The 23,423-nt window shown below is 71.2% G+C and carries 20 protein-coding genes and 1 pseudogene; 11 read left to right on the top strand and 10 right to left on the bottom strand.

The features are described from left to right. The first annotated feature begins 46 nt into the window (after nt 1–46). From ACFV2X_RS08265 to ACFV2X_RS08240, 6 genes are all read left to right on the top strand, one after another. Entirely contained in the window at nt 47–1,576 is a 1,530-nt protein-coding gene (locus ACFV2X_RS08265; protein ID WP_385613031.1) for a sugar ABC transporter ATP-binding protein, read from the top strand. A gap of 152 nt (nt 1,577–1,728) precedes the next feature. Next, complete coding sequence (locus tag ACFV2X_RS08260; protein WP_385613467.1) at nt 1,729–2,673, top strand: ABC transporter permease; 945 nt, start codon at nt 1,729–1,731, stop codon at nt 2,671–2,673. Next, the gene (locus ACFV2X_RS08255; RefSeq protein ID WP_385613029.1) at nt 2,663–3,733 is read left to right on the top strand and encodes a substrate-binding domain-containing protein; all 1,071 of its coding nucleotides are present in this window, start codon (nt 2,663–2,665) and stop codon (nt 3,731–3,733) included. The genes ACFV2X_RS08260 and ACFV2X_RS08255 overlap by 11 nt, the downstream gene beginning before the upstream one ends. A gap of 40 nt (nt 3,734–3,773) precedes the next feature. Then, entirely contained in the window at nt 3,774–5,006 is a 1,233-nt protein-coding gene (locus ACFV2X_RS08250) for a Gfo/Idh/MocA family protein (RefSeq protein ID WP_385613025.1), read from the top strand. A gap of 11 nt (nt 5,007–5,017) precedes the next feature. Next, complete coding sequence (locus tag ACFV2X_RS08245) at nt 5,018–6,025, top strand: sugar phosphate isomerase/epimerase family protein (RefSeq protein WP_385613022.1); 1,008 nt, start codon at nt 5,018–5,020, stop codon at nt 6,023–6,025. A gap of 141 nt (nt 6,026–6,166) precedes the next feature. Then, the gene (locus ACFV2X_RS08240; protein ID WP_385613019.1) at nt 6,167–6,853 is read left to right on the top strand and encodes a response regulator; all 687 of its coding nucleotides are present in this window, start codon (nt 6,167–6,169) and stop codon (nt 6,851–6,853) included. Here ACFV2X_RS08240 and ACFV2X_RS08235 read toward each other — a convergent pair. Further along, a complete protein-coding gene (locus tag ACFV2X_RS08235; protein WP_385613016.1) occupies nt 6,850–7,827 on the bottom strand; it encodes an alpha/beta hydrolase family esterase in 978 nt (325 codons plus the stop codon). The two genes, ACFV2X_RS08240 and ACFV2X_RS08235, sit on opposite strands and share 4 nt — an antisense overlap. Nucleotides 7,828–7,854: 27 nt before the next feature. Here ACFV2X_RS08235 and ACFV2X_RS08230 point away from each other — a divergent pair, with 27 nt between their 5' ends. Continuing rightward, nucleotides 7,855–9,033 (top strand): PucR family transcriptional regulator, encoded by a 1,179-nt coding sequence (locus ACFV2X_RS08230; protein WP_385613014.1) that lies wholly within the window; start codon nt 7,855–7,857, stop codon nt 9,031–9,033. A 10-nt stretch (nt 9,034–9,043) separates the two neighbouring features. Here the strand turns inward: ACFV2X_RS08230 and ACFV2X_RS08225 are convergent, their stop codons facing one another. Beyond that, complete coding sequence (locus ACFV2X_RS08225) at nt 9,044–10,000, bottom strand: alpha/beta hydrolase (protein WP_385613011.1); 957 nt, start codon at nt 9,998–10,000, stop codon at nt 9,044–9,046. A 187-nt stretch (nt 10,001–10,187) separates the two neighbouring features. Here ACFV2X_RS08225 and ACFV2X_RS08220 point away from each other — a divergent pair, with 187 nt between their 5' ends. Next, entirely contained in the window at nt 10,188–12,278 is a 2,091-nt protein-coding gene (locus ACFV2X_RS08220; RefSeq protein ID WP_385613008.1) for a hypothetical protein, read from the top strand. A 12-nt stretch (nt 12,279–12,290) separates the two neighbouring features. Here the strand turns inward: ACFV2X_RS08220 and ACFV2X_RS08215 are convergent. After that, a pseudogene (locus tag ACFV2X_RS08215) lies at nt 12,291–12,542 on the bottom strand (RICIN domain-containing protein); the annotation flags it as partial. Between the two features lie 179 nt (nt 12,543–12,721). Between ACFV2X_RS08215 and ACFV2X_RS08210 the strand changes: the two are divergent. After that, nucleotides 12,722–13,390, top strand: a complete 669-nt coding sequence (locus ACFV2X_RS08210) for a hypothetical protein (RefSeq protein WP_385613006.1) — start codon at nt 12,722–12,724, stop codon at nt 13,388–13,390. Next, nucleotides 13,282–14,331: a hypothetical protein gene (locus ACFV2X_RS08205; protein WP_385613004.1), complete on the top strand. Its 1,050-nt coding sequence runs from the start codon at nt 13,282–13,284 to the stop codon at nt 14,329–14,331. The genes ACFV2X_RS08210 and ACFV2X_RS08205 overlap by 109 nt, the downstream gene beginning before the upstream one ends. Nucleotides 14,332–14,341: 10 nt before the next feature. Here ACFV2X_RS08205 and ACFV2X_RS08200 read toward each other — a convergent pair whose 3' ends face one another. The 5 genes from ACFV2X_RS08200 to ACFV2X_RS08180 are packed head-to-tail and all read right to left on the bottom strand — an operon-like array spanning nt 14,342 to nt 19,864. Then, the gene (locus ACFV2X_RS08200) at nt 14,342–16,420 is read right to left on the bottom strand and encodes a beta-galactosidase (RefSeq protein ID WP_385613002.1); all 2,079 of its coding nucleotides are present in this window, start codon (nt 16,418–16,420) and stop codon (nt 14,342–14,344) included. Then, nucleotides 16,374–16,574 carry a hypothetical protein gene (locus ACFV2X_RS08195; RefSeq protein WP_385612999.1) on the bottom strand — a complete coding sequence of 67 codons (201 nt, stop codon included), beginning with the start codon at nt 16,572–16,574 and terminating at the stop codon, nt 16,374–16,376. The genes ACFV2X_RS08200 and ACFV2X_RS08195 overlap by 47 nt, the downstream gene beginning before the upstream one ends. 36 nt (nt 16,575–16,610) lie before the next feature. Beyond that, entirely contained in the window at nt 16,611–17,957 is a 1,347-nt protein-coding gene (locus ACFV2X_RS08190; RefSeq protein WP_385612996.1) for an ABC transporter substrate-binding protein, read from the bottom strand. Nucleotides 17,958–17,989: 32 nt separating this feature from the next. Further along, on the bottom strand, nt 17,990–18,937 hold the full coding sequence (locus tag ACFV2X_RS08185) for a carbohydrate ABC transporter permease (protein WP_385612993.1): 948 nt from the start codon (nt 18,935–18,937) through the stop codon (nt 17,990–17,992). A 3-nt stretch (nt 18,938–18,940) separates the two neighbouring features. Further along, a complete protein-coding gene (locus ACFV2X_RS08180; RefSeq protein ID WP_385612990.1) occupies nt 18,941–19,864 on the bottom strand; it encodes a carbohydrate ABC transporter permease in 924 nt (307 codons plus the stop codon). Between the two features lie 308 nt (nt 19,865–20,172). Here ACFV2X_RS08180 and ACFV2X_RS08175 point away from each other — a divergent pair, with 308 nt between their 5' ends. Continuing rightward, the gene (locus ACFV2X_RS08175) at nt 20,173–21,171 is read left to right on the top strand and encodes a LacI family DNA-binding transcriptional regulator (RefSeq protein WP_385613464.1); all 999 of its coding nucleotides are present in this window, start codon (nt 20,173–20,175) and stop codon (nt 21,169–21,171) included. A gap of 88 nt (nt 21,172–21,259) precedes the next feature. Here the strand turns inward: ACFV2X_RS08175 and iscB are convergent, their stop codons facing one another. Together iscB and ACFV2X_RS08165 are read right to left on the bottom strand one after the other, a co-directional pair. Further along, nucleotides 21,260–22,552, bottom strand: coding sequence for an RNA-guided endonuclease IscB (gene iscB / locus ACFV2X_RS08170; protein WP_385612987.1), 1,293 nt, complete (start codon nt 22,550–22,552; stop codon nt 21,260–21,262). 337 nt (nt 22,553–22,889) lie between these two features. Beyond that, a complete protein-coding gene (locus ACFV2X_RS08165; RefSeq protein ID WP_385612983.1) occupies nt 22,890–23,342 on the bottom strand; it encodes a hypothetical protein in 453 nt (150 codons plus the stop codon). Nucleotides 23,343–23,423 lie beyond the last annotated feature (81 nt).

Genomic DNA, 23,423 nt, shown 5'->3' with positions numbered 1-23,423 from the left:
CGATCAGCCCTGCCCACTCACCGGCGCACCGCCGAGGAGGCCCGCCATGGCACCGCCAGAACCGCCACCACTGCTCACCATGTCCGCCATCGCCAAGTCCTTCCCCGGCGTACGGGCCCTCGACGGGGTCGACCTCGACGTCCAGGCGGGTGAGGTCCACTGTCTGCTCGGCCAGAACGGCGCGGGCAAGTCCACCCTGATCAAGGTGCTGGCCGGGGCCCATCAGCCCGACCAGGGCGAGATCCACTGGCAGGGCCGCCCGGTGCGGCTCAAGTCGCCGGTCGCCGCCATGCGCCTGGGCATCGCCACCATCTACCAGGAACTCGACCTGGTGGAGGGGCTGTCCGTGGCCGAGAACGTGTTCCTCGGCCACGAGCTCGCCACCGGCGGATTTCTGCGCCCACGCTCGGCCCGCGCCGCCACCGCCGATCTCCTCGCCCGCCTCGGCCACCCGGAGATCCCCGCGGACGCGCTGGTCGGCTCGCTCCCCGCGGCCGGACAGCAGATCGTCTCCATGGCCCGCGCCCTCTCCCACGACGTACGCCTGATCGTCATGGACGAGCCGTCCGCCGCCCTCGACCCCGACGAGGTGGACAACCTCTTCCGCATCGTCGGCGATCTGACCGGGGACGGCGTCGCCGTCGTCTACATCTCCCACCGGCTGGAGGAGATCCGCCGCATCGGCGACCGCGTGTCCGTCCTCAAGGACGGCCGCGTCGCCGCCCGCGGACTGCCCGCCCGCACCACCTCGACCCGCGACATCGTCGCCCTGATGACCGGCCGCGACGTCGAGTACGCCTTCCCCGAGCGGCCCGCACCGGCCGAGGACCCCGGTGAAGGGCAGGCCGTGCTGCGGCTCGAGGGGCTGGCCAGGGAGGGCGAGTTCGAACCGCTCGACCTGGATCTGCGCCCCGGCGAGATCGTGGGTCTCGCCGGCCTCGTCGGCTCCGGCCGCTCGGAGATCCTGGAGACCGTCTACGGGGCCCGGCGGCCGACCGCCGGCCGCGTCCTCGTCGACGGGCGCCCGCTGCGCCCCGGCAGCGTTACCGCCGCCGTACGCGCCGGGCTCGGCCTCGCCCCCGAGGAGCGCAAGGCGCAGGGGCTGCTGATGCTGGAGTCCGTCACCCGCAATGTCTCGGTGTCCTCGCTGGCCCGCTTCTCGCGCGCCGGGTGGCTGGACCGCGGGGCCGAACGGGCCGCGGCCCGGGAGGCCGTACGGGATCTGTCGCTGCGCCCGGACAACCCGGAGCGCCCGGTGCGCACCCTGTCCGGCGGCAACCAGCAAAAGGCCGTGCTCGCCCGCTGGCTGCTGCGCGGCTGCCGCGTGCTGCTGCTGGACGAGCCCACGCGCGGCGTCGACGTGGGCGCCCGCGCCGAGTTGTACGCCCTGATCCGCCGCCTCGCCGACGACGGCGTGGCTGTCCTGCTCGTCTCCAGCGAACTGCCCGAGGTCCTGGGCCTGGCCGACCGGGTGCTGGTGCTCCGCGAGGGCCGCGTCGTACACACCGCACCGGCGCGGGAGCTGGACGAACACCGCGTCCTCGACCTCGTCATGGAAGGGAGCCCGTCGTGCTGAATCAACCCGGGGGGCAGCCGGGGTCCGCCGCCCCCGCGAATGCCGTATCCGCAGATGCCACCGCCGAATCCACCGCCACGCTCACCAAGCAGAGCCCGCCGGGAGCGTCCAATGGCCGTCCGCCGGCGAGCCGGACCGCCGGGGGCGGCCGGCTGCGGGCGCTCGTCGATCTGCGCAATCTGTCCCTGGTCGGGGTCCTCGCGGTGCTGGTGGCCGTGGGCGGCTTCACCAAGCCCAATGAGTTCCTGACCACCGACAATCTGCAACTCGTCCTCACTCAGGCGTCCGTCATCGGCGTCGTCACCGTCGGCATGACCTTCGTCATCACCAGCGGCGGCATCGACCTGTCCGTCGGCGCGATGGTCGCCCTGGCCTCCGTATGGGCCACGACGCTGGCCACCCAGGACTTCGGGCTCGGCGGCATCCTGATGTGCGCCGTCCTGGTCGGGCTCGGCTGCGGCCTGGTCAACGGTGTGCTCATCGCGTACGGCGGCATGGTCCCCTTCATCGCCACGCTCGCCATGCTCGCCTCGGCCCGCGGCCTCGCGCTGCACCTCAGCGACGGCAAGACGCAGGTCGTCACCGTGCAGCCGGTCCTGGACCTGGGGCTGCCCGACGCGTACGTCCTGGGCATCCCGCCGCTGGTGATGATCTTCGCCTTGGTCACCGTGGTCGGCTGGCTGGTGCTGAACCGTACGACCTTCGGCCGGCGCACCGTCGCCATCGGCGGCAACGCGGAGGCCGCCCGGCTCGCGGGCATCGACGTCAGGCGGCAGCGCCTGATGCTGTACCTGCTGTCCGGGCTGTGCTGCGGAATCGGCGCGTTCATGCTGATCGTGCTCACCGGGTCCGGCCAGAACACCAACGGCAACCTCTACGAACTCGACGCCATCGCCGCCGCGATCATCGGCGGCACACTGCTCAGCGGCGGCCGGGGCACCATCACCGGCTCGGTCCTCGGCGTCCTCGTCTTCACCACCATCACCAACCTGTTCGCCCTGAACAACCTGCAGAGCGATGTCCAGCAGATCGCCAAGGGGGCGATCATCGTCGCCGCCGTCCTGGTCCAGAAGGGTCGTACGAACCATGAGGGATAACCCACGCACACCGGCCAACTCCCCGATGAGCCCCAGCCGGAGGAATCTGCTGTTCGGCACCGCCGCCGCGGGCGCGCTCTTCGCCGCGGGCTGTACGAGCAACGAGAACAACGACGACAACGAGAAGAGCAGGCAGGCCGCGAACACGGCGGACACCAAGCCCGGCAAGGCCGTCACCATCGGCTTCGCCGGCCCGCAGGCCGACCACGGCTGGCTCAACGCCATCAACCAGCAGGCCAAGCGGCGCGCCAAGGAGTACGAGGACGTCACTCTCGAGACCACCGAGGGCTCGAATGACACCGCGCAGCAGATCGGCCAGATCGAGACGCTGATCAACAAGAAGGTCGACGTCCTGGTCATCCTGCCCGCCGACGGCAAGGCGCTGACCCAGGTCGGGCTGAAGGCCATGAAGGCGGGCATCCCCGTCGTCAACCTCGACCGGATCTTCGCCTCCCCGCAGGCGTACCGCTGCTGGATCGGCGGCGACAACTACGGCATGGGGCTCAACGCGGGCCGCTACATCGGCGAACAGCTCAAGGGCAAGAAGAACGCGAAGGTCGTCGAGCTGGCCGGCCTCGACAACCTGGAGCTGACCGGGCAGCGCACCAAGGGGTTCGACGACGCCCTGAAGAACTACCCCAACATCGAGAAGGTCGGCCGCCAGGCCGCCGAGTTCACCGTCGAGTCGGGCCAGGCGAAGATGGCCCAACTGCTCCAGGCCCACTCCAAGTTCGACGCGCTCTGGAACCACGACGACGACCAGGGCGTGGGCGCCGAGCGCGCCATCCAGCAGGCCGGTCGGGACGACTTCCTCATGGTCGGCGGCGCGGGCGCCAAGCGCGCCATGGACGCCATCAAGGCCGACAACAGCGTGCTGAAGGCCACCGTCCTCTACCCGCCGACGATGGCCGCCTCCGCCATCGACCTCGCCCGCGCGCTCGGCCAGGGCAAGGGCGTCGGCGGCCTCGCCGAACTGGAGATCCCGGCGTCCCTGACGCTCTACTCCGCCGTGGTCACCAAGGACAACGTCGACGCCTACCTGCCCACGGGCTTCAGCTGACCGCACCCCGCCGGACCTGATCCCCCACCGAAGGAGTCCCATGCAACATCCTGCGGAAACTGCGGAAACCGCGGAAACAACCAAGCCCGCGCTCGGTGTCGGCATGGTCGGCTACGCCTTCATGGGCGCCGCCCACTCCCAGGGGTGGCGCACCGTGGGCCGCGTCTTCGACCTGCCCCTGCGCCCGGCCATGGCCGCCATCTGCGGCCGAGACCCGGACGCGGTGCGGGCCGCGGCCGAAAAACACGGCTGGGCCGCCGCCGAGACCGACTGGCGCGCCCTGATCGCCCGCGATGACGTGCAGCTCGTCGACATCTGCACACCCGGCGACAGCCACGCCGAGATCGCGCTCGCCGCGCTGGAGGCGGGCAAGCATGTGCTGTGCGAGAAGCCGCTCGCCAACTCGGTCGCCGAGGCCGAGGCCATGGTGGAAGCGGCGCGGCGGGCGCGGGAGCGCGGGCAGATCGCGATGGTGGGGTTCAACTACCGCCGTACGCCCGCCATCGCACACGCCCGCCGGATGGTGCGGGACGGGCGGCTCGGGGTGCTGCGCCACGTACGGGTGTCGTATCTGCAGGACTGGCTGGTCGATCCGGAGTCCCCGCTGGTGTGGCGGCTGCGGCGGGAGCACGCGGGCTCCGGCGCGCTCGGCGACCTGGGCGCCCATATCGTCGACCTGGCGCAGCACCTGGCGGGCGAGCCGCTGGTCGGGGTCTCGGCGCTGACCGAGACCTTCGTACGGGAGCGGCCGCTCCCCGACGGGGCGGCGACCGCCGGGACGGCGACCACCGGCCTCGGCGGCCGGGCGGGCGGCGCGGCGCGTGGACCGGTCACGGTCGACGACGCGGCGCTGTTCAGCGGGCGGCTGGCCTCCGGGGCGCTCGCGTCCTTCGAGGCCACCCGGTTCGCGGCGGGCCGCAAGAACGCGCTGCGGATCGAGCTCAACGGCGAACGCGGCTCACTCGCCTTCGACCTGGAGCGCCTCAACGAGCTGCACTTCCACGACCACACCGAGCCGGCCACCGACGCCGGTTTCCGCCGGATCCTGGTCACCGAGCCCGAACACCCCTATCTGGAGGCGTGGTGGCCGGCCGGCCACGCCCTCGGATACGAGCACACCTTTGTCCACCAGGCGCGCGATCTGGTGCTTGCCATCGACGCGCGGACCGAGCCCGAACCGTCCTTCGCCGACGGGCTGCAGGTGCAGCGGGTGCTCGCCGCGGTCGAGGAGAGCGCCGAGAAGAACTGCGTCTACACGCCGGTACCCGCCTGAGGAGGCTCCGGATGCCCCGACAATTCACACTCTTCACCGGACAGTGGGCCGATCTGCCGCTCGAGGAGGTCTGCCGGCTGGCCCGCGACTTCGGCTACGACGGACTCGAACTCGCCTGCTGGGGCGACCACTTCGAGGTGGACCGGGCGCTCTCCGAGCCCGGCTATCTGGACGGGCGGCGGCAGCTGCTGGAGAAGTACGGGCTCCAGTGCTGGGCCATCTCCAACCACCTGGTCGGCCAGGCCGTATGCGACTCCCCCATCGACGAGCGCCACCAGGCCATCGTGCCGGGCCGGATCTGGGGCGACGGCGACCCGGAGGGGGTGCGGCAGCGGGCGGCGGCCGAGCTGGCGGACACCGCGCGGGCCGCGGCCGCCTTCGGGGTCCGTACCGTCATCGGCTTCACCGGGTCCTCCATCTGGCATCTGGTGGCGATGTTCCCGCCGGTGCCGCCGCATATGATCGAGCGCGGCTACGAGGACTTCGCCGAGCGCTGGAACCCGATCCTGGACGTGTTCGACGCGGAGGGCGTGCGCTTCGCCCACGAGGTGCACCCGAGCGAGATCGCGTACGACTACTGGACCACCCACCGCGCGCTCGAAGCGGTCGGCCACCGCCCCGCCTTCGGGCTCAACTTCGACCCCAGCCATTTCGTCTGGCAGGACCTGGACCCGGTCGGTTTCCTGTGGGACTTCCGGGACCGGATCTACCACGTGGACTGCAAGGAGGCGCGGAAGCGGCTGGACGGCCGCAACGGGCGGCTCGGCTCGCATCTGCCCTGGGGCGACCCGCGGCGCGGCTGGGACTTCGTCTCGGCCGGACACGGGGATGTGCCGTGGGAGGACGTGTTCCGGATGCTGCGCTCCATCGGATACGACGGGCCGGTGTCGGTGGAGTGGGAGGACGCCGGGATGGACCGGCTCCAGGGCGCGCCGGAGGCGCTGAAGCGGCTGAAGGCGTACGACTTCGACCCGCCGGTGGCATCCTTCGACGCGGCCTTCGGCGGCGGGAACGGCTGAGGGGGATCGGGAGCCGTCGGGGCCGGGGCCAGGAAGGGCCGGGGCCAGGAGGGGCCGGGGCCAGGAAGGGAAGGGCCGTCCGTGCGGGGGTCACGGACGGCCCTGAGGCCGTTCCTACATCGGATGGCTCACCATGGTGACATGACCATCCGCGTCCTGCTCGCCGACGACCAGACCCTGCTGCGGGCCACCTTCCGGATCCTGATCGACTCGTGCGAGGACATGGAGGTGGTGGCGGAGGCCGCCGACGGCGCGGAGGCGGCCGAGCTGACCAGCGCACACGCCCCGGACGTCGTCGTCATGGACATCCGTATGCCCGGCACCGACGGCCTGGCCGCGACCGCCGCGATCTGCGCCGACCCGGAGCTGTCCGCCACCCGTGTGCTCATCCTCACCACCTTCGAGACCGACGAATACGTGGCCCGGGCGCTGCGCGCGGGCGCGAGCGGCTTCCTCGGCAAGGACGTGAACGCCGATGAACTGCTCTCCGGCATCCGCACCGTGGCCTCCGGCGACTCCCTGCTCTCCCCAGTGGCCACCCGCGCCCTGATCACCCGCTTTCTCGCCGCCCCCGACCCCGAGGGCCCACTGGCGCCGAGCGAACTCCTGGCCTCGCTCACCGCCCGCGAGCGGGAGGTGATGGCGCTGGCGGCGGAAGGGAGGTCCAACGCCGAGATCGCCGAGGTGCTTTTCGTCAGCCCGCTGACCGTACGCACGCATGTCCAGCGGGCCATGAACAAGCTCGGGGCGCGGGACCGCGCCCAGCTGGTCGTCATCGCGTACCAGTCCGGTCTGGTGCGTCCCGCGCCGCCGCGCGACCAGTTCTAACTGTTCAGGCCGAAGAAGGTGATGGCCCGGGCGGCCATGCCCGCTTGCGGGAGGGTGTGTCCCGTGCCCTGGATGCTGATGGCCTCGACCGGGGCCCGGTCACCGGTGGCGCCGTAGCGGGTACGGGTCCAGTTGGTCTGCGGACTGTCCGTGCTCGCGGGTGTCTGGCTCGCCCCGAGGACGTTCGTCCACTGCTTGATCTCCTCACCGAAGTTCGGATAGCGCAGGGTGGTGTCCGTGGTGCCGTGCCACAGCTGCATCCTCGGCCGGGCGCCGGTGTATCCGGGGTAGGCGCCGCGGGCCAGATCGCCCCACTGCTGCGCCGTCTTGGTGATCGTGCCGTTGGCGCAGGCGGTGTTCCAGCCGGATCCGTCCGTGGTGGCGAAGCAGCCGAAGGGCACGCCGGAGAACGCCGCGCCCGCCTTGAACACGTCCGGGTAGTCGCCGAGCAGGACGTTGGTCATCATGGCGCCCGAGGAGGCTCCGGTGACATAGACCCGGCTGGGGTCGGCGTTGTTGTGCTGGAGGACGTAGCGGACCATCGACACGATGCCCACCGGGTCGCTGCCCCCGTCGTGCCGCAGCGCCTGCGGCGAGGAGACGTCGAAGCAGGAGCCGCTGCGGGTGGCGGACGGGTAGATGACGATGAAGCCGTAGCGGTCGGCCAGCGAGGCGAACTCGGTGCCTGAGTAGAACGCGGGGCCCGAGCCCGTGCAGTAGTGCACCGCGACGAGGACCGCGGGCCGCGCCGCGACGTTGTTCGGCACGTACTGGTACATCCTGAGGTTGCTCGGGTTGTTGCCGAATCCGGTCACCTCGGTGAGCGAGGCGGCGGCCGCGGGGGTCGGTGTCAGCAGGAGCAGCGACGCGAGCAGCGGCAGGATGCCGCCGAGTAACGCCGCGAGCACCGACCTGGGTGTTCTGCGCCGCCTTCCGGCCATGTCGGTTCCGGCTGGCGCGGGGCTGTTGGTCATGTCCCTGTCCTTTCTAGACTGGTGGCTGTGAAGGGCTTGCTGCTGCGGCTCTCGGCGCTCGACGCGGATGCCGCCACCGCGGTTCGCGTGATCGCCCACTTCGAGGCGCTGCTGGGCAGCGGCGCCCTCGATGCGATATCGCTGGCCCGGTCCACCGCGGGGCTCGCGGAGTGCGCGGCGGGCCTGGAGCTGCCCGACGGCCGCACGGCCCGGTTCGGGCCGGGCGGCGCCGCCCTCCCGGGTGAGCCGGAGGCGGTGTCCCAGGGCGCGGAGCTCGGCCCGTCCGGGCGGGTGTGGCTGGAGCGGCCGGGGCCGCCGGGCCCGTTCGACGAGCTGATCCTCGAATGGATGGCCATCGCGGCCCGGACCTTGTGCGGCGGCCCTACGCCCTGTGCCCCGCTCGCCCCTCGTACGCCCGGGCAGCCCGGTGCGCCCGACGCGGCCGATCCCGCGCTGATGGAGCTGGTGCTGTCCGGGCGCGAGTCCGACCATGACCGCGCCCGCGCGCTGCGGCTGCTGGGCCTGGCCCCCGAACTGCCGCTGCGGATGGTGGCGGTGCGTGGCGCCCCGGCCGTCGACGCGGGCCTGGACGCGGTCGCGCTGCTCGGCCGCGCGGGGCTTGCGGCCGTCGTCCGGGTCACCCGGACCGGCCCATGGGGCACGGTCCTGGTGCAACCCCCGGACCCGGCGGCCGGCTCGCCCGCCCCGGCGCTGCGCGCCGCGGTGGCCGACCCACGCCTCGGCCCGGATGTGGCGCGCGACGCCGCCCGCCGGCTGCGGGTCGGCGTCGGCGGCCTGGTCCCCGCGCTGGCGGCCCGCGACTCCTGGGCACAGGCGTGCACGGCGCTGCGGTTCGCGGTGGCGGGCAGCCCGCGGGAGGCGGTGGCCGACCATGACGCGCTCGGCCCGGTCGCACTGCTGGCCGACATCCCGGCGGAGCGGCTGGCCGCGCTGCCCGAGGCACGGCAGTTGGACGCGTTGGCCGCCCAGCCGAACGGGGACCTGACCATCGCCGCGCTGGCCGCCTTCTGCCGTACCGGCTCGCTGCGCCAGGCCGCCGCGGAACTGCATCTGCACCACAGCTCCGTGGCCGCCCGGCTGGCCCATGTCGAGGCGGCACTGGGCTGGCGGCTACGCGACCCCGAACACCGCTTCCACGCCCAACTCGCGCTATATGCAAGGCGATTGGCGGCGCGGCCAAACTGAAGGCGGGCTCTCATCGGCCCAGCGCGCGCCGCAGAACGGCGACCGTCTCGTCGCTCATCCGCCGCACCACCCCGGCGTACTCCACGGCCACCGCGCCGTGGAAGGTGCCCGGGAAGAGGTGGAGTTCGGTGCGGACACCGGCGGCCAGCAGGGCGCGTGCGTAGTCGATGCCCTCGTCGCGCAGCGGGTCGAACTCCATCACCGCGACGTAGGCGGGCGGCAGCCCCCGCAGCCCGGCCACACCCGCCCGGGCGGGGGCCGCGTACGGCGACACATCCCCCGCACCGGGCACCCCGGCCCCCAGATACGCCTCCCAGCTCTGCCGGGCGAGTTCGCGGGTCCATACGGGCGTGTCGGTGAAGGCCCGCGCGCTCGGCGTGTCCAGCCGGTCGTCGAGCGCGGGGCTGAACAGGACCTGGAAGCGGATCCCGGGGCCACCGCGGGCGTGAGCGAGCATCGTCAGCGCGGTGGCCATGCCCGCCCCGGAGCTGTCGCCGAGTACCGCGATCCGGTCGGCCGCCACCTCCAGCCCAGCATCGCCCTTCGCCAGCAGGCACAGCCCGGCGTAACAGTCCTCGAGACCGGCGGGGAAGGGGTGTTCGGGCGCCAGCCGGTAGTCCGGTGACACCACCACGGCGTCAAGATCACGGCACAGCCGCAGGTTGAAGGCGTGGTCCACGTCCGGCGAGCCCAGCATGAAACCACCACCGTGGATGCTGTAGACGGCCGGCAGCGGCCCGGCGGCGTCCACCGGCCGGTACGTACGCAGCGCCACGTCCGGCGCGCCCTCCCGCCCGGGCGCCACCGTCTGTCCGACCTCCACCCCGGTGCTGTCCACGGCCGCGAGCCGCCCGGCCACCTCCCGCGCCTGCCCGGCCCGCGCGGCGGCCAGGTCGGAGAGGTCGACCGGGGGGATCAGGGCGACGGCCGCGGCGAGTTCGGAGTCGAACGGGTAGTCGTGGGCCATGTCTCACACCGTGCCACGGGGTGGCCGCGCGGGTCATCAGACAGGCGTCGGGACAACAGCCCCCGTCACCCGACTTCCGTGCGGCCCCATGAACCACATCCGCCCCAGGCGTTCATGGGGCGGCGCCGGTACGGCCGCCGGAGGAAATCGATCGGCGCCGGCCCCGCCGATCAGGCACCATGGCCCGGTGACCAGCAGCTCCTCGACGCATCCGGCTCCCCTGGAGCGCTTCCAGGCCGTGCTGTCCAGCATCTCCGAGGTCAAGGAGGGCACCATCGACGACCTGGTCGACGCCCTGACGCACCTCGACGCGACCGGCGACGCCGCCGACGCCACGGCGGCGCTGCGCATGCTCGGCGAGCGGCCGGGCGTCGTCCTGCGGCTTGACGGGCAGGTGCGATGGTCGCAGTTGCGCGGGGAGTGGTCCAACTCCGGGCACCCGGGGGCGACACCCACGCCACCGGAGTACGACCGCCCCGTGACGCTCGCGTTCGCCTGCTCGCACAGCGACGGGCGGGTCCGTGAGCGCGCGGTCCGCCGGATCGTGGACCGGCCGGGCCCCGAGCTCATGCCCTTCCTGGTGCTGCGCACCGGCGACTGGGTCCGTCAGGTGCGCGAGCGGGCCCGGGCGGGCCTGACCGACCTGCTGTCGCGGGACCCGGCGCGGTTAGTCCCGGCCGCCGCGCCGACCGCGCTGCTGGCCGACCGCCGCCGGCGCGGCGACTTCGCCCGCCGACAGGTTCTCGCCGCGCTGCTGTCCGCGCCCGGAGCGGCCCTGTTGGCCGGGCTGCTCACCTCACCGCTGCCCGACCAGCGGCGGTTCGCGCTCGAGGTGGCGGGCGCGACGGGCCGCCTCCCCCTCCGGGCGCTGGTCTCCCTGGCGGAGGGCGACACCGATGTGCGGATACGGACCCGGGCGGCCGAGGCGGCCGCCCGCGAGGCGGTCTGGACCGACCGGGCCGATCTGCTGCGGCGGTTGGCCGCCGCGCGCCATCGAGAGGTGCGGGCCACCGCCCTGACCGGGCTGATCCGCACGGGACACCCGGACGAGGCCACGGCGGCGCTGGACGACCCGGCGGGCCTGGTCCGGGCCGTGGCGCGGGATGCCGCCCGCCGCACCGGCGCCGACCCACTGGCCCACTACCGTGCGGCGGTGAGCGCTCCCCAGCCGCCGGCCGGGGCCGTCGACGGGCTCGCCGAAACCGGAAGTGCCGCCGACGCCCCGCTGCTTCTCCCCCTGCTCGACCACCCACAGGCCCCGATCCGCGCCCATGCGCTGCACGCGCTGCGGACTTTCGGCGCCGCACCGGTCGACCGTGTCATCCCCCTGCTGCGCGACCCCTCGGCCAAGGTGATCCGCCAAGCCGTCACCGCACTGCGCCCGCACACCGCAAAGCTGCCGCCCGGCCTGGCCGCCGCGCTGCTCACCGACTCCCGTGCGGCCGTACGCCGCGCCGGCCACCGGCTGCTGTCCGAGCCCGACCCGGTGTCCCGGCTGCGTACGCTCCTGCCACTGGCCGCCGACCCCGACCCCCGGCTGTCCGCCCGCGTGGTCGCGGACATCACGGCCCTGGCCCACGGGCTGCATCCGAGGCCGGGGCGCGGGCGCGGGGTGGCGCCCCTCGACACCACGACCGAACAGCGCGCCGATCTGCTCGCCCTGACCGACGCGGCCACGGCCGCCCTCCCCCACCGCACCCGCCAACTGCTGTACGAGGGGCTTGACCCGACCTCGTGGACGGCGGAGCTGCTCAGGGCCGGGCACGGCCCGCACCCCGACACGGTCAACCCGCTCCTCGAGCTGAGGGCCACGTACACCTCCCAGGATCCCTGGGCCACGGCCGAGCTGATCCGGGACGTGCTGCGCACCGTCCTCGAACACGCCGCGGCCCCCGCCGGGGAGTGGCCGGCCGACGACGAGTGGCCGACCCTCCTCCCCGAGTGGTTCGTCCAGCGCTGCGCCCCCGAGCCCCCGCCCCCGCCGGAGCGGGCGGATCCCGCCACCTGGCTGGCCCGGTGGCGCAGCCTGACGCACCGTCAGCGGCAGACCGAGGCGATCTCCGCCGCCACGGCGGACTGGCGGCTCGCCGACTGGCTCGCCCTCTTCGAGCCCGAAGGGCTGGCCGACTCCCGCAGCTGGCGCTTCTGGGACGTCGGCACCACAACAACGACCACCGGCTGGGTACGGGTGGGCGTGGACGGCCATCCGTACGGTGGCCGGGGGGCGCTGTTGTGGCTCATCGAGGCTGCCGGGGGCTACGACATCGACCCGCCCTGACGGGGGCGCCGGTCAGCTCACGTCGGTCACCTTCCAGCGCTGGTTGGCGCCGGAGTTCGGCTGCCAGGTGGAGACGGTGGCCCCGTCCTGCGTGGCCTGGCCGGAGACCTCCAACAGCCTGCCGGTGGCGGCGTTGACGAGGGTCCAGGTGCCATCGCCGGTCGTCGACATGATCCACTGGGTGGCGTCGTCGCGGTCGCCCTGGTCGGGTTCCAGGACGGCGGCGCCGTTACGGACGGCGAGGCACTTGCCGTCCGCCGGGTCGGCAGCTGTTGATTCGGTCGTTGGTCGTGGCTGGCCGACATGTCCCTCGTCAGGGTGAATGGGGGCGGTTTCCAGAGTTCTGTGTGTGCTGGGAACGCATGATCGGTGGTGGCACCTGAGTTCGTGGCACCTCGGGGGAGAAGGGGAGGTCGGTGGTGCGTCAGCGTGGGGGGAAACGTGTGTTGCGTGCGATCGCGCCGCCGTTCACTGTGGCCGCGCCCTCAGGTGCGCGGATTCGGGACCGGCTGCGTGTCGATGGCGCGGACGAGAAGGTCCTCACCTTGGTGGGGCAGCACCTGGGCCGTCATCGGCGGGCGGATCTTGCTGAGCGCGTTGCGATCGGCCTGGTTCCGGTGAAGGACAACCGGCGGGCCGGGCGGAAGAAGAAGCTGACCGGCGTGTCGGCCTCGCGCTGGGCGGGAGCGATGACCCGGGCCAGCGAAGACCAATATCAGCTCAGCATGCGCTGCCTGTTCGACGAGCGAGCCGGACTGCGTCGCTCCATCAAGAAGATTGCCCACCGCCTCACGGTGCCGTGCGGTCAGCGCACGGGCCGGGTGCGCGGCTACCAGGACCGGAGCGAACGTTTCCAGAAACAGCGCCGCCTCCAGGCACTGAAATTCCGCCTTGCCGTGGTCGAGCGGCGCATCGCCAAAGGGCGGCCGTCTGTGGTCGTGGGCGGGCGTCGTCTGGCGAAGCTGCGGCACCACCTGGACCAGGCCCATCTCACGGCCGAGGGATGGCGCGAGCGGTGGGATGCGCCCGGCTGTTCCTCACCGCGGACGGCGAGTCCGGGGCCCCGCACGGCAACTACACCATCACGGTGGATCCGGCAGATGGCAGCGTGACGATCGTGCTGCCCGAACCGCTCAGGCGGCGAACGCACCGCGTGGCCGCTACCGGCTGGGCCGTCCGCTACGACATCGTGCGCGATCCGGTGCGCGGCCGCTGGTACCTCGACGCCTCGTGGTCGGCGGCGAAGAGCATGCTGTCGTCGCCGCAGGAGATCCGGGCGGCGGGCCGGCGCATGCTCGGGGTCGACCTGAACGCCGACCATCTCGCAGCGTACGTACTCGACCCGCACGGTAACCCGGTCGGCGAACCTGTCACGGTGCCACTGGAGTTGACCGGCCCTGCCTCCCGGCGGGACGGCAGACTGCGGGCCGCCGTCACCTCGCTGATCAAGATCGCCAGGGCACACGGCTGCACCGGGATCGTGGTCGAGAACCTGGGCTTCACCGACGCCAGGCAGACAGGCCGGGAGACGATGGGACGCGGCCGGTGTGGCAAGGCTTTCCGGCGCACGGTGGCCGGTATCCCGACCGCCCAGTTTCGGGAACGGCTGCGCGGTATGGCCTGCCACCAGGGGCTGGTGGTGGTCGCCGTGGACCCGGCCTACACCTCCCGGTGGGGCGCCCAGCACTGGCAAGTACCCCTCAACGATCAGTCGACGACCACTGTCACCCGGCATCACGCGGCCGCGGTGGCGATCGGCAGACGCGGCCTGGGACAACGGATCCGGCGTCGGCCAGGTGTGACCGCTCCCGACCGGAGGATCGGACAGCGGAGAGCTACCGGCCAGACCGCATCCGTACCCAGGCCGCGTGGGACCACGAGCCCGCCCAGGACCACAGGCACGCCCCACGGAGGCGGTAAGACCTGCCGGAGCCGAAGTGACCAGCTCGTGCTGCTCCCCGCACCCAGAACCGTTCGGGGTGCACCCGGCACCAGGCGCCTCTCGTCTGGCCCGGAATATGCTGGTTTGGCCAACACTGGCCAACAGGGCTAGGAACGGTGTGTCAGGAGGCGGGCTGTCGCACCACGGCGACCTCCCGCGGCCGCAGGGTGAGCGAGCCGTCGGCCGCCGTGGCGCCGCCGGTCAGCGGCTCCCCGGTGAGGCCGGGCAGGCTCACCTGCTCGTCGGTGCGGTTGACGAGGAAGAGGTAACGGGCGTCGGCGGTGCGGCGCACCGCCAGCTCGACGCGCCCGCGCACCTCGGCGGCCAGTTCGCTGTGGACTCCGGCGCCCTTCAGCAGGCCCGGCAGAAGGCGGGCGAGCCCGTCGGGGCCCAGTCGGGTGGAGACATACGCGGCCGAGCCCTGGCCCGCCGCGCGACGGGTGATGGCGGGGCGGCCGGCGTAGGTGCCGGAGCGGTAGTGGGCGAGGGTGCGCACCTCGGGGTCGGTGACGGTGATCTGGTCGGTCCACAGGGTGCCGGTGGCCGGGGTTTCCGCACCGTCCCCACCGTCCAGACCGTCCAGTTCGACGGTGTCCTCGGCGAGCAGCGGGCCGAACTCCTCGATGCGGATGCCCAGCAGTTCGCGCAGGGCCCCGGGGTAGCCGCCCAGCCAGACGTGGTCGTTCTCGTCGACGACGCCGGAGAAGTACGTGGTGACCAGGTGGCCGCCCGTCTCGACGTACCGCGTGAGCTTCTTGGCCAGGGCCTGGGGCACCACATGCAGTACGGGAGCGATCAGCAGCCGGTACTCGTCGAGGTCGGCCCGGGTGGTGATGACATCGGCGCGGATGCCCAGCGCGAGAAGGGCGGAGTACCAGTCAAGGGCCTCCTGGCGGTAGTTGAGCCGGGAGCTGGGGTGGGAGTCCTGCTCGCTGGCCCACCACGAGTCCCAGTCGTATACGATCCCGACCCGCGCCCGCTCGCGTTCGGCCCCGGCGACCGACGCCAGCGCCTGAAGGGTGGCGCCCAGCTCGGTCACCGCGCGGAAGACATCGCTGTCGGCCCCGGCGTGCGGCACCATCGCCGAGTGGTACTTCTCGGCCCCGGCGGCCGACTGCCGCCACTGGAAGAAGCAGACCGCGTCGGCGCCGTGCGCGACGTGCAGCAGGGAGTCACGCGCCAGGTCGCCCGGGCGCTTGGCCACGTTGATGGGCTGCCAGTTGACCGCGCTGGTGGAGTGCTCCATGAGGAACCACGGGCGCCCGCCCGCGATGCCGCTGGTGAGGTTGGCGGAGAAGGACAGCTCGTCGCGGTCCTGGGGGCCGGGGAGCACGTAGTGGTCGTTGGAGACAAAGTCGATCTCGTCGGCCCAGTCGGGGTAGTTCATCCCCTTGGTCTCGCCCATCACCATGAAGTTGGTGGTGACGGGCACGCCCGGGGTGATCTCGCGCAGGATGTCCCGCTCGGCGCGCAGATACTCCTTCAGCGCGTCGGAGGAGAAGCGCTTGAAGTCGAGCTGCTGGGTGGGGTTGGGGTGGGACGCGGCCAGCCGGGGCGGCAGGATCTGCGCCCAGTCGCTGTAGCGCTGGGACCAGAAGGCGGTGCCCCAGGCGTGGTTGAGGGCGTCCAGGGTCCCGTAGCGTGCCCGCAGCCAGTCGCGGAAGGCGCGGGCGGCGTCGTCGGAGTAGTCGTAGATGTTGTGGCAGCCCAGCTCGTTGGACACATGCCAGGCCACCAGGGCGGGGTGGTCGGCGTAGCGCCGGGCCATCTCGGTCACCAGGCGCAGCGCGTGCTCGCGGAAGACCGGTGAGGTGGGGCGCCAGTGCTGGCGCGCCCCCGGCCACACCGTCTCACCGGAGGCGGTGACTGGCAGGATCTCCGGGTGCGCGGTGGTGAGCCAGGGCGGCGGGGACGCGGTGGCGGTGGCCAGGTCGACCCCGATGCCGCCCGCGTGCAGAAGGTCCATGACCTCGTCGAGCCATCCGAAGTCCCACCGGTCCGGGGTCGGCTGGATACGGGCCCAGGAGAAGATCGCCACGGAGACGGCGTTGACGCCGGCCTGGCGCATCAGCCGTACGTCCTCCTCCCACACCTCGCGCGGCCACTGCTCGGGGTTGTAGTCGGCGCCGAAGACCAGGCGGGGGGAGGCGGGGTCACCGTCCGACCCGTGCGGCAGCCGGGAGAGGAGGGTGGAGATCATGGTGGTCCTTCCGGTGTACCGCACGGGGCGGCGCGGCGTTGGTGCTGGTGGTGCCGGTGGAGCTGGTGGTGCCGTAGTGCTGGTGGTGCCGTGGTGCCGGTGGTGCCGTGGTGCCGGTGATGCTCAGGGCGTACGGCAGCAGGGACCGCGGCATCGCGTTCCCTGCTGCCGTAAGGCCTGCCGCAGGGCCTTACTCGGAGACCGTGAAGCCCTGCTCCTTGCCGTACTTGACGGAGGCGTCCTGCCAGGCCTTCAGCCCCTTGGTCAGCGGGGTGTTCGAGACATAGGCCTTGCCGACGCTGTCGTTGAAGATCGAGTTGGCGTACACCTGGTAGGGCAGGTACGACCAGCCGCTGCCGACGTTCGCGGCCGACTCGGCGAAGATCTTGTTGGCCTTCTGCCCGCCGAAGTACGGGAACTCGGTGTTCTGGAACGCGTCGGACTGGAGGTCCGCCGTGGTCGCCGGGAAGGCGCCGCCCTTGAGCCGGGTCTGCACGCCCTTGCCGGCGTTCGCGTACTCGACGAAGGCGTAGGCGAGCTCCTTGTTCTTGCCCGCCGAGGGCAGGGCCAGCGAGCTGCCGCCGTTCTCCGCGGTGGTCTTGTCGCCCTTGGTCCACTGCGGCAGCGGGGCCACGCGCCAGTCACCGGAGGCGTTCTTCACACCGGAGACGAAGTTGGCGGGCATCCAGGCGCCAGTGGTCAGGGTGGCGATGTCGCCGTTGCCCAGCCCCTTGTACCAGTCGTCGGTCCAGCCGTTGACGGGCGCGAGAAGCTTCTCGTCGATGAGCGTCTGCCAGGTCTTGGTGTAGGTGGCGGCGCCCTTGTCGGAGAAGTTGATCTTCACCTTGGTGCCGTTGTCCTCGACCTTGTACGGGCGCGAACCGGCCTGCCACAGCAGGCTGGTGGTCATACCCGCCTCGCCGATGTCGCTGGTGATGTAGACCTTCGGGTCGGCCTTGTGCAGCTTGCGCGCCGCGTCGACGTACTCGTCCCAGGTGGTGGGCACCGCGACCTTGTACTTGTCGAAGACCTTCTTGTTGTAGAACAGCGCCATCGGACCGGAGTCCATGGGGAGGGCGTAGATCTTGTCGCCGGACTTCACCGAGTTCCACGGGCCGGGCGAGTAGGCCTTGGAGAGCTTGTCGGCGCCGAAGCCGGACAGATTGTCCAGCGACTTGGTCAGCGCGAACTGGCCGAGCGCGTAGTACTCGATCTGCGCGACGTCCGGGACGCCCTTCTTCGCCGCTATGGCGTTCTGCAGGGCGGTGTACTGGTCCTTGTTGGTGCCCGCGTTGACGAGGTTGACGTGGACCTTGGGGTGTTCCTTCTCGAAGTCCTTGACGACCTGCTTGAGCGTGGGCTCCCACGCCCAGACGGTGATGGAGCCACCCTTCTTCAGGGCCGCCTGGATGTCCCCGGCGGACACCTTCTTGTCGCTGGAGCCGCCGTCGTCGGAGCCGCCACAGGCGGTCGCTCCCAGGGCGAGGGCGCAGACGAGGCCGATGCCGCGCAGCAGGCGGCGCGTGTTCTTGGGCATGGTGCTTCCACTTCTTCGTGGTGGGGTGAGGGTTATTCCTTGACGCTTCCGGCGGCGAGTCCGGACTGCCAGTACTTCTGCAGCAGCAGGAAGGCGACGATCAGGGGGAGGATGGTGATCAGCGAGCCGGTGATCACCAGATTGAAAACGACATCGCCACCGGCCGTCTGGGCCTGGGCGTTCCAGCTGTTCAGCCCCACGGTCAGCGGATACCAGTCCGGGTCCTTGAGCATGATCAGCGGCAGGAAGTAGTTGTTCCAGGTCGCGACCATCGTGAACAGCAGCACGGTCACGATGCCCGGTGCCAGCAGCGGCAGGCTTACCCGGAAGAAGGTCCGTAGCTCGCTCGCGCCGTCGATGCGGGCGGCCTCCAGCAGCTCGGTGGGAATGGCCTCGGTGGCGAAGACCCACATCAGATACAGACCGAAGGGCGAGACGAGCGAGGGGATGATCACCGCCCAGGGGGTGTCGGTCAGCCCCATCTTGCTGAACATCAGGAAGGTGGGGACCGCCAGCGCGGTGGTCGGTACGGCGACGGCCCCGATGACGACGGCGAACACGGCGCGTTTGCCGGGGAAGGTGAACTTCGCCAGGGCATAGCCGCCCAGGACCGCGAGGAAGGTGGCGCCACCGGCGCCGAGCCCCACATACAGCAGGGTGTTCAGCAGCCAGCGGACGAAGACCCCGTCGTTGTAGGTGAAGGTCTCACGGACGTTGTCCCACAGGGCGAAGTGGTCGGCGAACCACAGCCCGGAGGAGTCGGCCAGCCCTTCCTGGGTCTTGGTGGAGCTGATGACCAGCCATATCAGCGGCACCAGGGAGTACACCAGGACCAGACCGGTCAGCACGGTCAGCAGCACACTGCGGCGGGGGCGGCGCCTTCCGGCGGCCTTGCGCGGGGTGCGCAGCCGGGGCGCGTGGCCGGAGGATCCGGCCCGTACGGGCGTGGGCTTGGAAGCGGTGGTGGCGGGGCTGCTCATGGTTCACGCTCCCTTGCGCATACCGCGCAGCTGGACGACATAGGCGACGACCATCGTGATCAGCCCCATGACGATGGCGACCGTCGCGGAGTAGTTGTACTGCTGGCCCCTGAAGGACAGCGTGTACGTGTAGTAGTTCGGGGTGTAGTCCGTGGTGACCGCGTTCAGTGCCAGGGGCCTGAGGACGCTCGGCTCGTTGAACAGCTGGAAGCTGCCGATGATCGAGAAGATCGTCGCGATGACGAGGGCGCCGCGGATCGCGGGGAGCTTGATGGCGGTGATGACGCGGAGCTGTCCGGCGCCGTCGATCTCCGCGGCCTCGTACAGGGAGTGCGGGATCACCCGCAGCGCCGAGTAGAAGATCAGCATGTTGTAGCCGACGAACTCCCAGGTGACGATGTTGCCGATCGACGCCAGGATCAGATCGGGCGAAAGCGGATCGGGCAGCGAGACACCGAAGGTGTCGTTGATGTCCCCCACCAGGCCGAAGCGGGTGCCGTACATGAAGGCCCACATCAGCGTGGCCACGACGGCGGGCACCGCATACGGCAGGAAGATCGAGATCCGGAAGAAGTCCTTGCCGTACAGCCGCCCGCTGTCCAGCGCGAGCGCGACCAGCAGGGCGATGCCCAGCATGATCGGCACCTGGACCGCCAGGAACAGCCCCACCCGGGTCACTCCGGACCAGAACTGATCGTCCTGGAGCGCCTGCTGGTAGTTGTCAAGACCGACGAAGGTGTTGCCGCCGATCAGCTTGTCCTGGAAGAGGCTGAGGTAGATCGAATACCCGATGGGAGCCAGGAAGACCAGGGCGAAGACCGCCACGAAGGGGCCGACGAACCCCCACCCCGTCCAGGACCGTCGGTCCCGTTTCAGCGAAGCCCGTGCCGTGCGGTCCACGGCCGCCGGCGGTTGCAGCGTCGTCATGTCGATCCTCGTTCATCCCTCTCGGAGCCCGGAGGCCCGGCGCCCACGCAATGTTTACGCAAACACCACGCCCTGGAAAAGCCCTTGACGGGTGTTATGTTTACGTAAACATCTGGTGGCGGCATGTCTACACTGCCCGAATGTCGACGGTCAAGGGTCGTCGTACGACGATTCCGCAACACTGCGGATGAAAGGGGGCAAGGGTGGACACAACGGACAGTGGATCGGCGAGTACACCGCAGATCCGGGCCGGGGCTGGGGCGGGGGCCGGGACCACGCGCGCCGACCGGCGGGTCCAGCGCGCTTCCATGGCGGACGTCGCCCGCCTGGCCGGTGTCTCCTCTCAGACGGTCTCCCGGGTCTCCAACGGCTACTCGGGGGTGACCGAAGAGACCCGGCAGCAGGTGCTCGCGGCGATGAAGGAGCTGGGCTACCGGCCCAACAGCGCCGCCCGGGCGCTCAAACGCGGCGAGTTCCGCACCATCGGCGTCATCACCTTCTCCCTCGCCACCACCGGCAACGTACGCACCCTCGAGGCGATCGCCACCTCCGCGGCCCACGAGGGCTACGCCGTGACGCTCCTGCCCGTCGCGGTCCCCACCCAGGACGAGGTGCGCGGCGCCTTCTCCCGGCTCGGGGAGCTCGCCGTCGACGCCGTCATCGTCATCATGGAAGTGCATCTCCTCGACGCCGCCACCGTCTCACTGCCGCCCAACGTCCAGGTCGTCGTGGCCGATTCGGACGCGGGCGACCGCTACAGCGTCGTCGACACCGACCAGGCCGGCGGCACCCGCGCCGCCGTACGCCACCTCCTCGACCTCGGCCACCGCACGGTGTGGCACCTGGCCGGCCCCCAGGAGTCCTTCGCCGCGCAGCGCCGCACCGACGCATGGCGCGTCACCCTCACCGACGCGGGGTGTCCGCCACCGCCCCTGGTCCGGGGCGACTGGTCCGCGGAGTCCGGCTACCAGGCCGGACTACGCCTCGCCGATGAGGCCGACTGCACGGCGGTGTTCGCCGCCAACGACCAGATGGCGCTCGGCCTGCTGCGGGCCCTGCACGAACGCGGCCGGAGGGTGCCCGAGGACATCAGCGTCATCGGCTTCGACGACATCCCCGAGGCCGGCTCCTTCCTGCCGCCCCTGACCACCGTCCACCAGGACTTCGCCGAGGTGGGGCGGCGCTGTGTCGAGGGGGTGCTGCGGCAGATGCGGGAGGACGGGGAGGACGTGGCGGGACCCGGCACCACGCTGGTCCCGACCCGGCTGGTGGTGCGCGGCAGCACGGCGTCACCGCCGTGCTGGTAGGGGTCAGTCGGGTCAGCGTGATCTTGCGAGGCACCCCATGCGTTCACTTATGGGGTGCCTCGCATCTTTGGATTGCTCTGGCGTGCGCTTATGCATGGGCCTGTTCTGGTTGGTGGGTGTAGGTGTAGCCGTCGCCTCGCTGGAGGAGGCGGATGTGGATGTGTCGGATTCCTGCGGCGAGGCCGTGGGGGGTGCGGATGTCGAACTTGCCGGTGGTGCGGACCATGACGCGGCCGGTGTGGGTACCGGTGTACTTGCCCTTGGGGACCGAAGCGGTCACGAGGTCGCCGGTGGCGTAGCCGTGCACGGTCTTGATGCGGGGGCTGGTGCGGCGGGGGAAGCCGTGCCGGTCGGGGCTGGTGCGCTGGTGCTGTCCGCGCCCCGAGCATCCAGCGACCAGCATGGTGGTGACGGTTTCGGTGACCGCCTCGAGTTTGCCCACGTTGAGGGCGTCGAGGGTGTGGGACTTCGGGAGTCCGCAGCGGGTGCGGTTCCATTTCGTGCGGCCGCCGGAGGCGATGTGGGTGGGCAGCATCTGGTCGAGGGCGCGCCACAGTGCCCAGCGGGTGGACTGCACGGCTGCCGCATCCCGCAGCGGGGCTTTGACCTGGCTCAAGATCTTGGTGAGCTTGGCCTTGTTGTGCACGAATTCCTCGACGGGCCTGTTGGATTTGGTTTCGTTGCAGGGGATGCAGGCGGTGACGACGTTGGTGATGCGGTCGCTGCCGCCCTGGCTGCGGGGGTGGATGTGGTCGATGTTGAGCGGCACTCCGGTGATGCCGCAGTAGACGCAGGTCCGGCCGAACTTGGCCAGGAGGTATTCGCGGATCTCGGTGCCGTGGAGGGTGCCGTGCTGGTATTCGGTTCCTTCCAGTGGTCTGCCTGCGCTGATGGCGTGGGTGTCGAACGCGACCCGCTCCACGTGCACGGCGCGGACCGGCGCCCAGCGCGAGAGGCGCGTCACCCACGAGACGGTGGTGGCGACCCGGTGCTGGAGGGAGGGGGCGAGCCAGCCGTCGGGGCGGGTGCGGTTGTTGAAGCGCGGGGCGCGATGGCGCAGGTTCGAGGTGCGGCGACGGCGCCGGTAGGCGGCGCGCTGCCCCATCTTCTTCCGGATGACCGCGCCCCGGTGGTCGAGCTGGACCGCGTACCGTCCCCTGCGTTCTCCCGCCTGGGCGGTGAAGACGGCGATACCGGTGTGTTTGCTGCCGGGGTCGACCCCCAGCTCTACCCTGTCGACTTCGGATTCGGCGAGGGTGCGGTCCTTGAGGCGGATGGCGAACGGGGTGTGCCGGTGGACGACGGCCCGTCCCTTCTTGAGGAGCTTGCGGGCCCTGGCGGGTGTGCAGGGCTGTAATGGTTGGCCGTGCTTGTCGAGCACGAATACAAAAGGGTGCCGCTCACGCGGCTTCTCCCCACCCGGCTGGTTGGGGGTGACGCCCCCGCCGCCAGGTGAGGCGGCGGGGATCTCACCTCGCACATGTTCCGCGCCGGTTGCCTCACGGCGCTCGGCCCCCGTTTCGTCCCTGTTCCCGGGGTTGTCTGCTGGGTCGAGTTCCAGAGCAAGCTGCTGGTGAAGGACAGCTTGGTGGGTCTTCTCGCCTACGCGGAACGTAGCCAACTTCGGTCACCTCCAACGTGCTTTGTTGGCTGGTGCTGGTAACGGCGGCCCTCAACCATCGAGGCTGAAAGCCCGGCCCCTCAGGACCGGGAACCCGTTACGTGAGCTTCCAGAGGGCCAGGTAGTAGTCTAGGGAGACGGCCAGGAGTTTGTTGTCGGGGCTGAAGATAAGGGCGTCCGAGAAGGACTGCCGCGAGTTGACGTCCGACAGGGCCTCGGGCGGCAACGGGGCGACGGTTTCCACGACTTCATCCAACGGCGGGCCCGGTACGAACACCGAGGCCAGCCACGGCAGCGGCGCACCCGCGTCCGCGTCGACCACCGCGGCCGTGTACGCGCCGGACACCTTGCGGGACGCCTCCACCTCGCGGCGGAAGCGCGTACGGAACCCGTCGTCCTCCACGAACTGCGAGCGCACCACCTTGACCGCGACCAGGCGCCCGTCCGGCGCGACACCGAGCAGCACCCGCCCCATGCCGCCCCGGCCCAGCTCGGCCACCAGCCGGTACGGACCGGCCACCGGCCGGTCCGCCTCCCCCATCAGCTCCATCGGCCCTCTCCGAACTCGTCGTTGCCTGCGGACAGTGGATCCTGTCACGCCCCGTGTGCGCAAGGGACGTTGTCGCAGGCA

The sequence above is a fragment of the Streptomyces sp. NPDC059679 genome (genome assembly GCF_042734105.1).
Taxonomy (GTDB): domain Bacteria; phylum Actinomycetota; class Actinomycetes; order Streptomycetales; family Streptomycetaceae; genus Streptomyces.
Note: the sequence above shows the minus strand (reverse complement) of the source record. Positions and strands in the feature narration are given on the sequence as shown.

Bases quoted from the DNA above. Each gene is read 5' to 3' on its own strand.
- ACFV2X_RS08265 (WP_385613031.1), top strand. From the start codon at position 47: ATGGCACCGCCAGAACCGCCACCACTGCTCACCATGTCCGCCATCGCC.
- ACFV2X_RS08255 (WP_385613029.1), top strand. From the start codon at position 2,663: ATGAGGGATAACCCACGCACACCGGCCAACTCCCCGATGAGCCCCAGC.
- ACFV2X_RS08250 (WP_385613025.1), top strand. From the start codon at position 3,774: ATGCAACATCCTGCGGAAACTGCGGAAACCGCGGAAACAACCAAGCCC.
- ACFV2X_RS08245 (WP_385613022.1), top strand. From the start codon at position 5,018: ATGCCCCGACAATTCACACTCTTCACCGGACAGTGGGCCGATCTGCCG.
- ACFV2X_RS08240 (WP_385613019.1), top strand. From the start codon at position 6,167: ATGACCATCCGCGTCCTGCTCGCCGACGACCAGACCCTGCTGCGGGCC.
- ACFV2X_RS08235 (WP_385613016.1), bottom strand. From the start codon at position 7,827: ATGACCAACAGCCCCGCGCCAGCCGGAACCGACATGGCCGGAAGGCGG.
- ACFV2X_RS08225 (WP_385613011.1), bottom strand. From the start codon at position 10,000: ATGGCCCACGACTACCCGTTCGACTCCGAACTCGCCGCGGCCGTCGCC.
- ACFV2X_RS08205 (WP_385613004.1), top strand. From the start codon at position 13,282: ATGGCGCGAGCGGTGGGATGCGCCCGGCTGTTCCTCACCGCGGACGGC.
- ACFV2X_RS08200 (WP_385613002.1), bottom strand. From the start codon at position 16,420: ATGATCTCCACCCTCCTCTCCCGGCTGCCGCACGGGTCGGACGGTGAC.
- ACFV2X_RS08195 (WP_385612999.1), bottom strand. From the start codon at position 16,574: ATGCCGCGGTCCCTGCTGCCGTACGCCCTGAGCATCACCGGCACCACG.
- ACFV2X_RS08190 (WP_385612996.1), bottom strand. From the start codon at position 17,957: ATGCCCAAGAACACGCGCCGCCTGCTGCGCGGCATCGGCCTCGTCTGC.
- ACFV2X_RS08185 (WP_385612993.1), bottom strand. From the start codon at position 18,937: ATGAGCAGCCCCGCCACCACCGCTTCCAAGCCCACGCCCGTACGGGCC.
- ACFV2X_RS08180 (WP_385612990.1), bottom strand. From the start codon at position 19,864: ATGACGACGCTGCAACCGCCGGCGGCCGTGGACCGCACGGCACGGGCT.
- ACFV2X_RS08175 (WP_385613464.1), top strand. From the start codon at position 20,173: ATGGCGGACGTCGCCCGCCTGGCCGGTGTCTCCTCTCAGACGGTCTCC.
- ACFV2X_RS08165 (WP_385612983.1), bottom strand. From the start codon at position 23,342: ATGGAGCTGATGGGGGAGGCGGACCGGCCGGTGGCCGGTCCGTACCGG.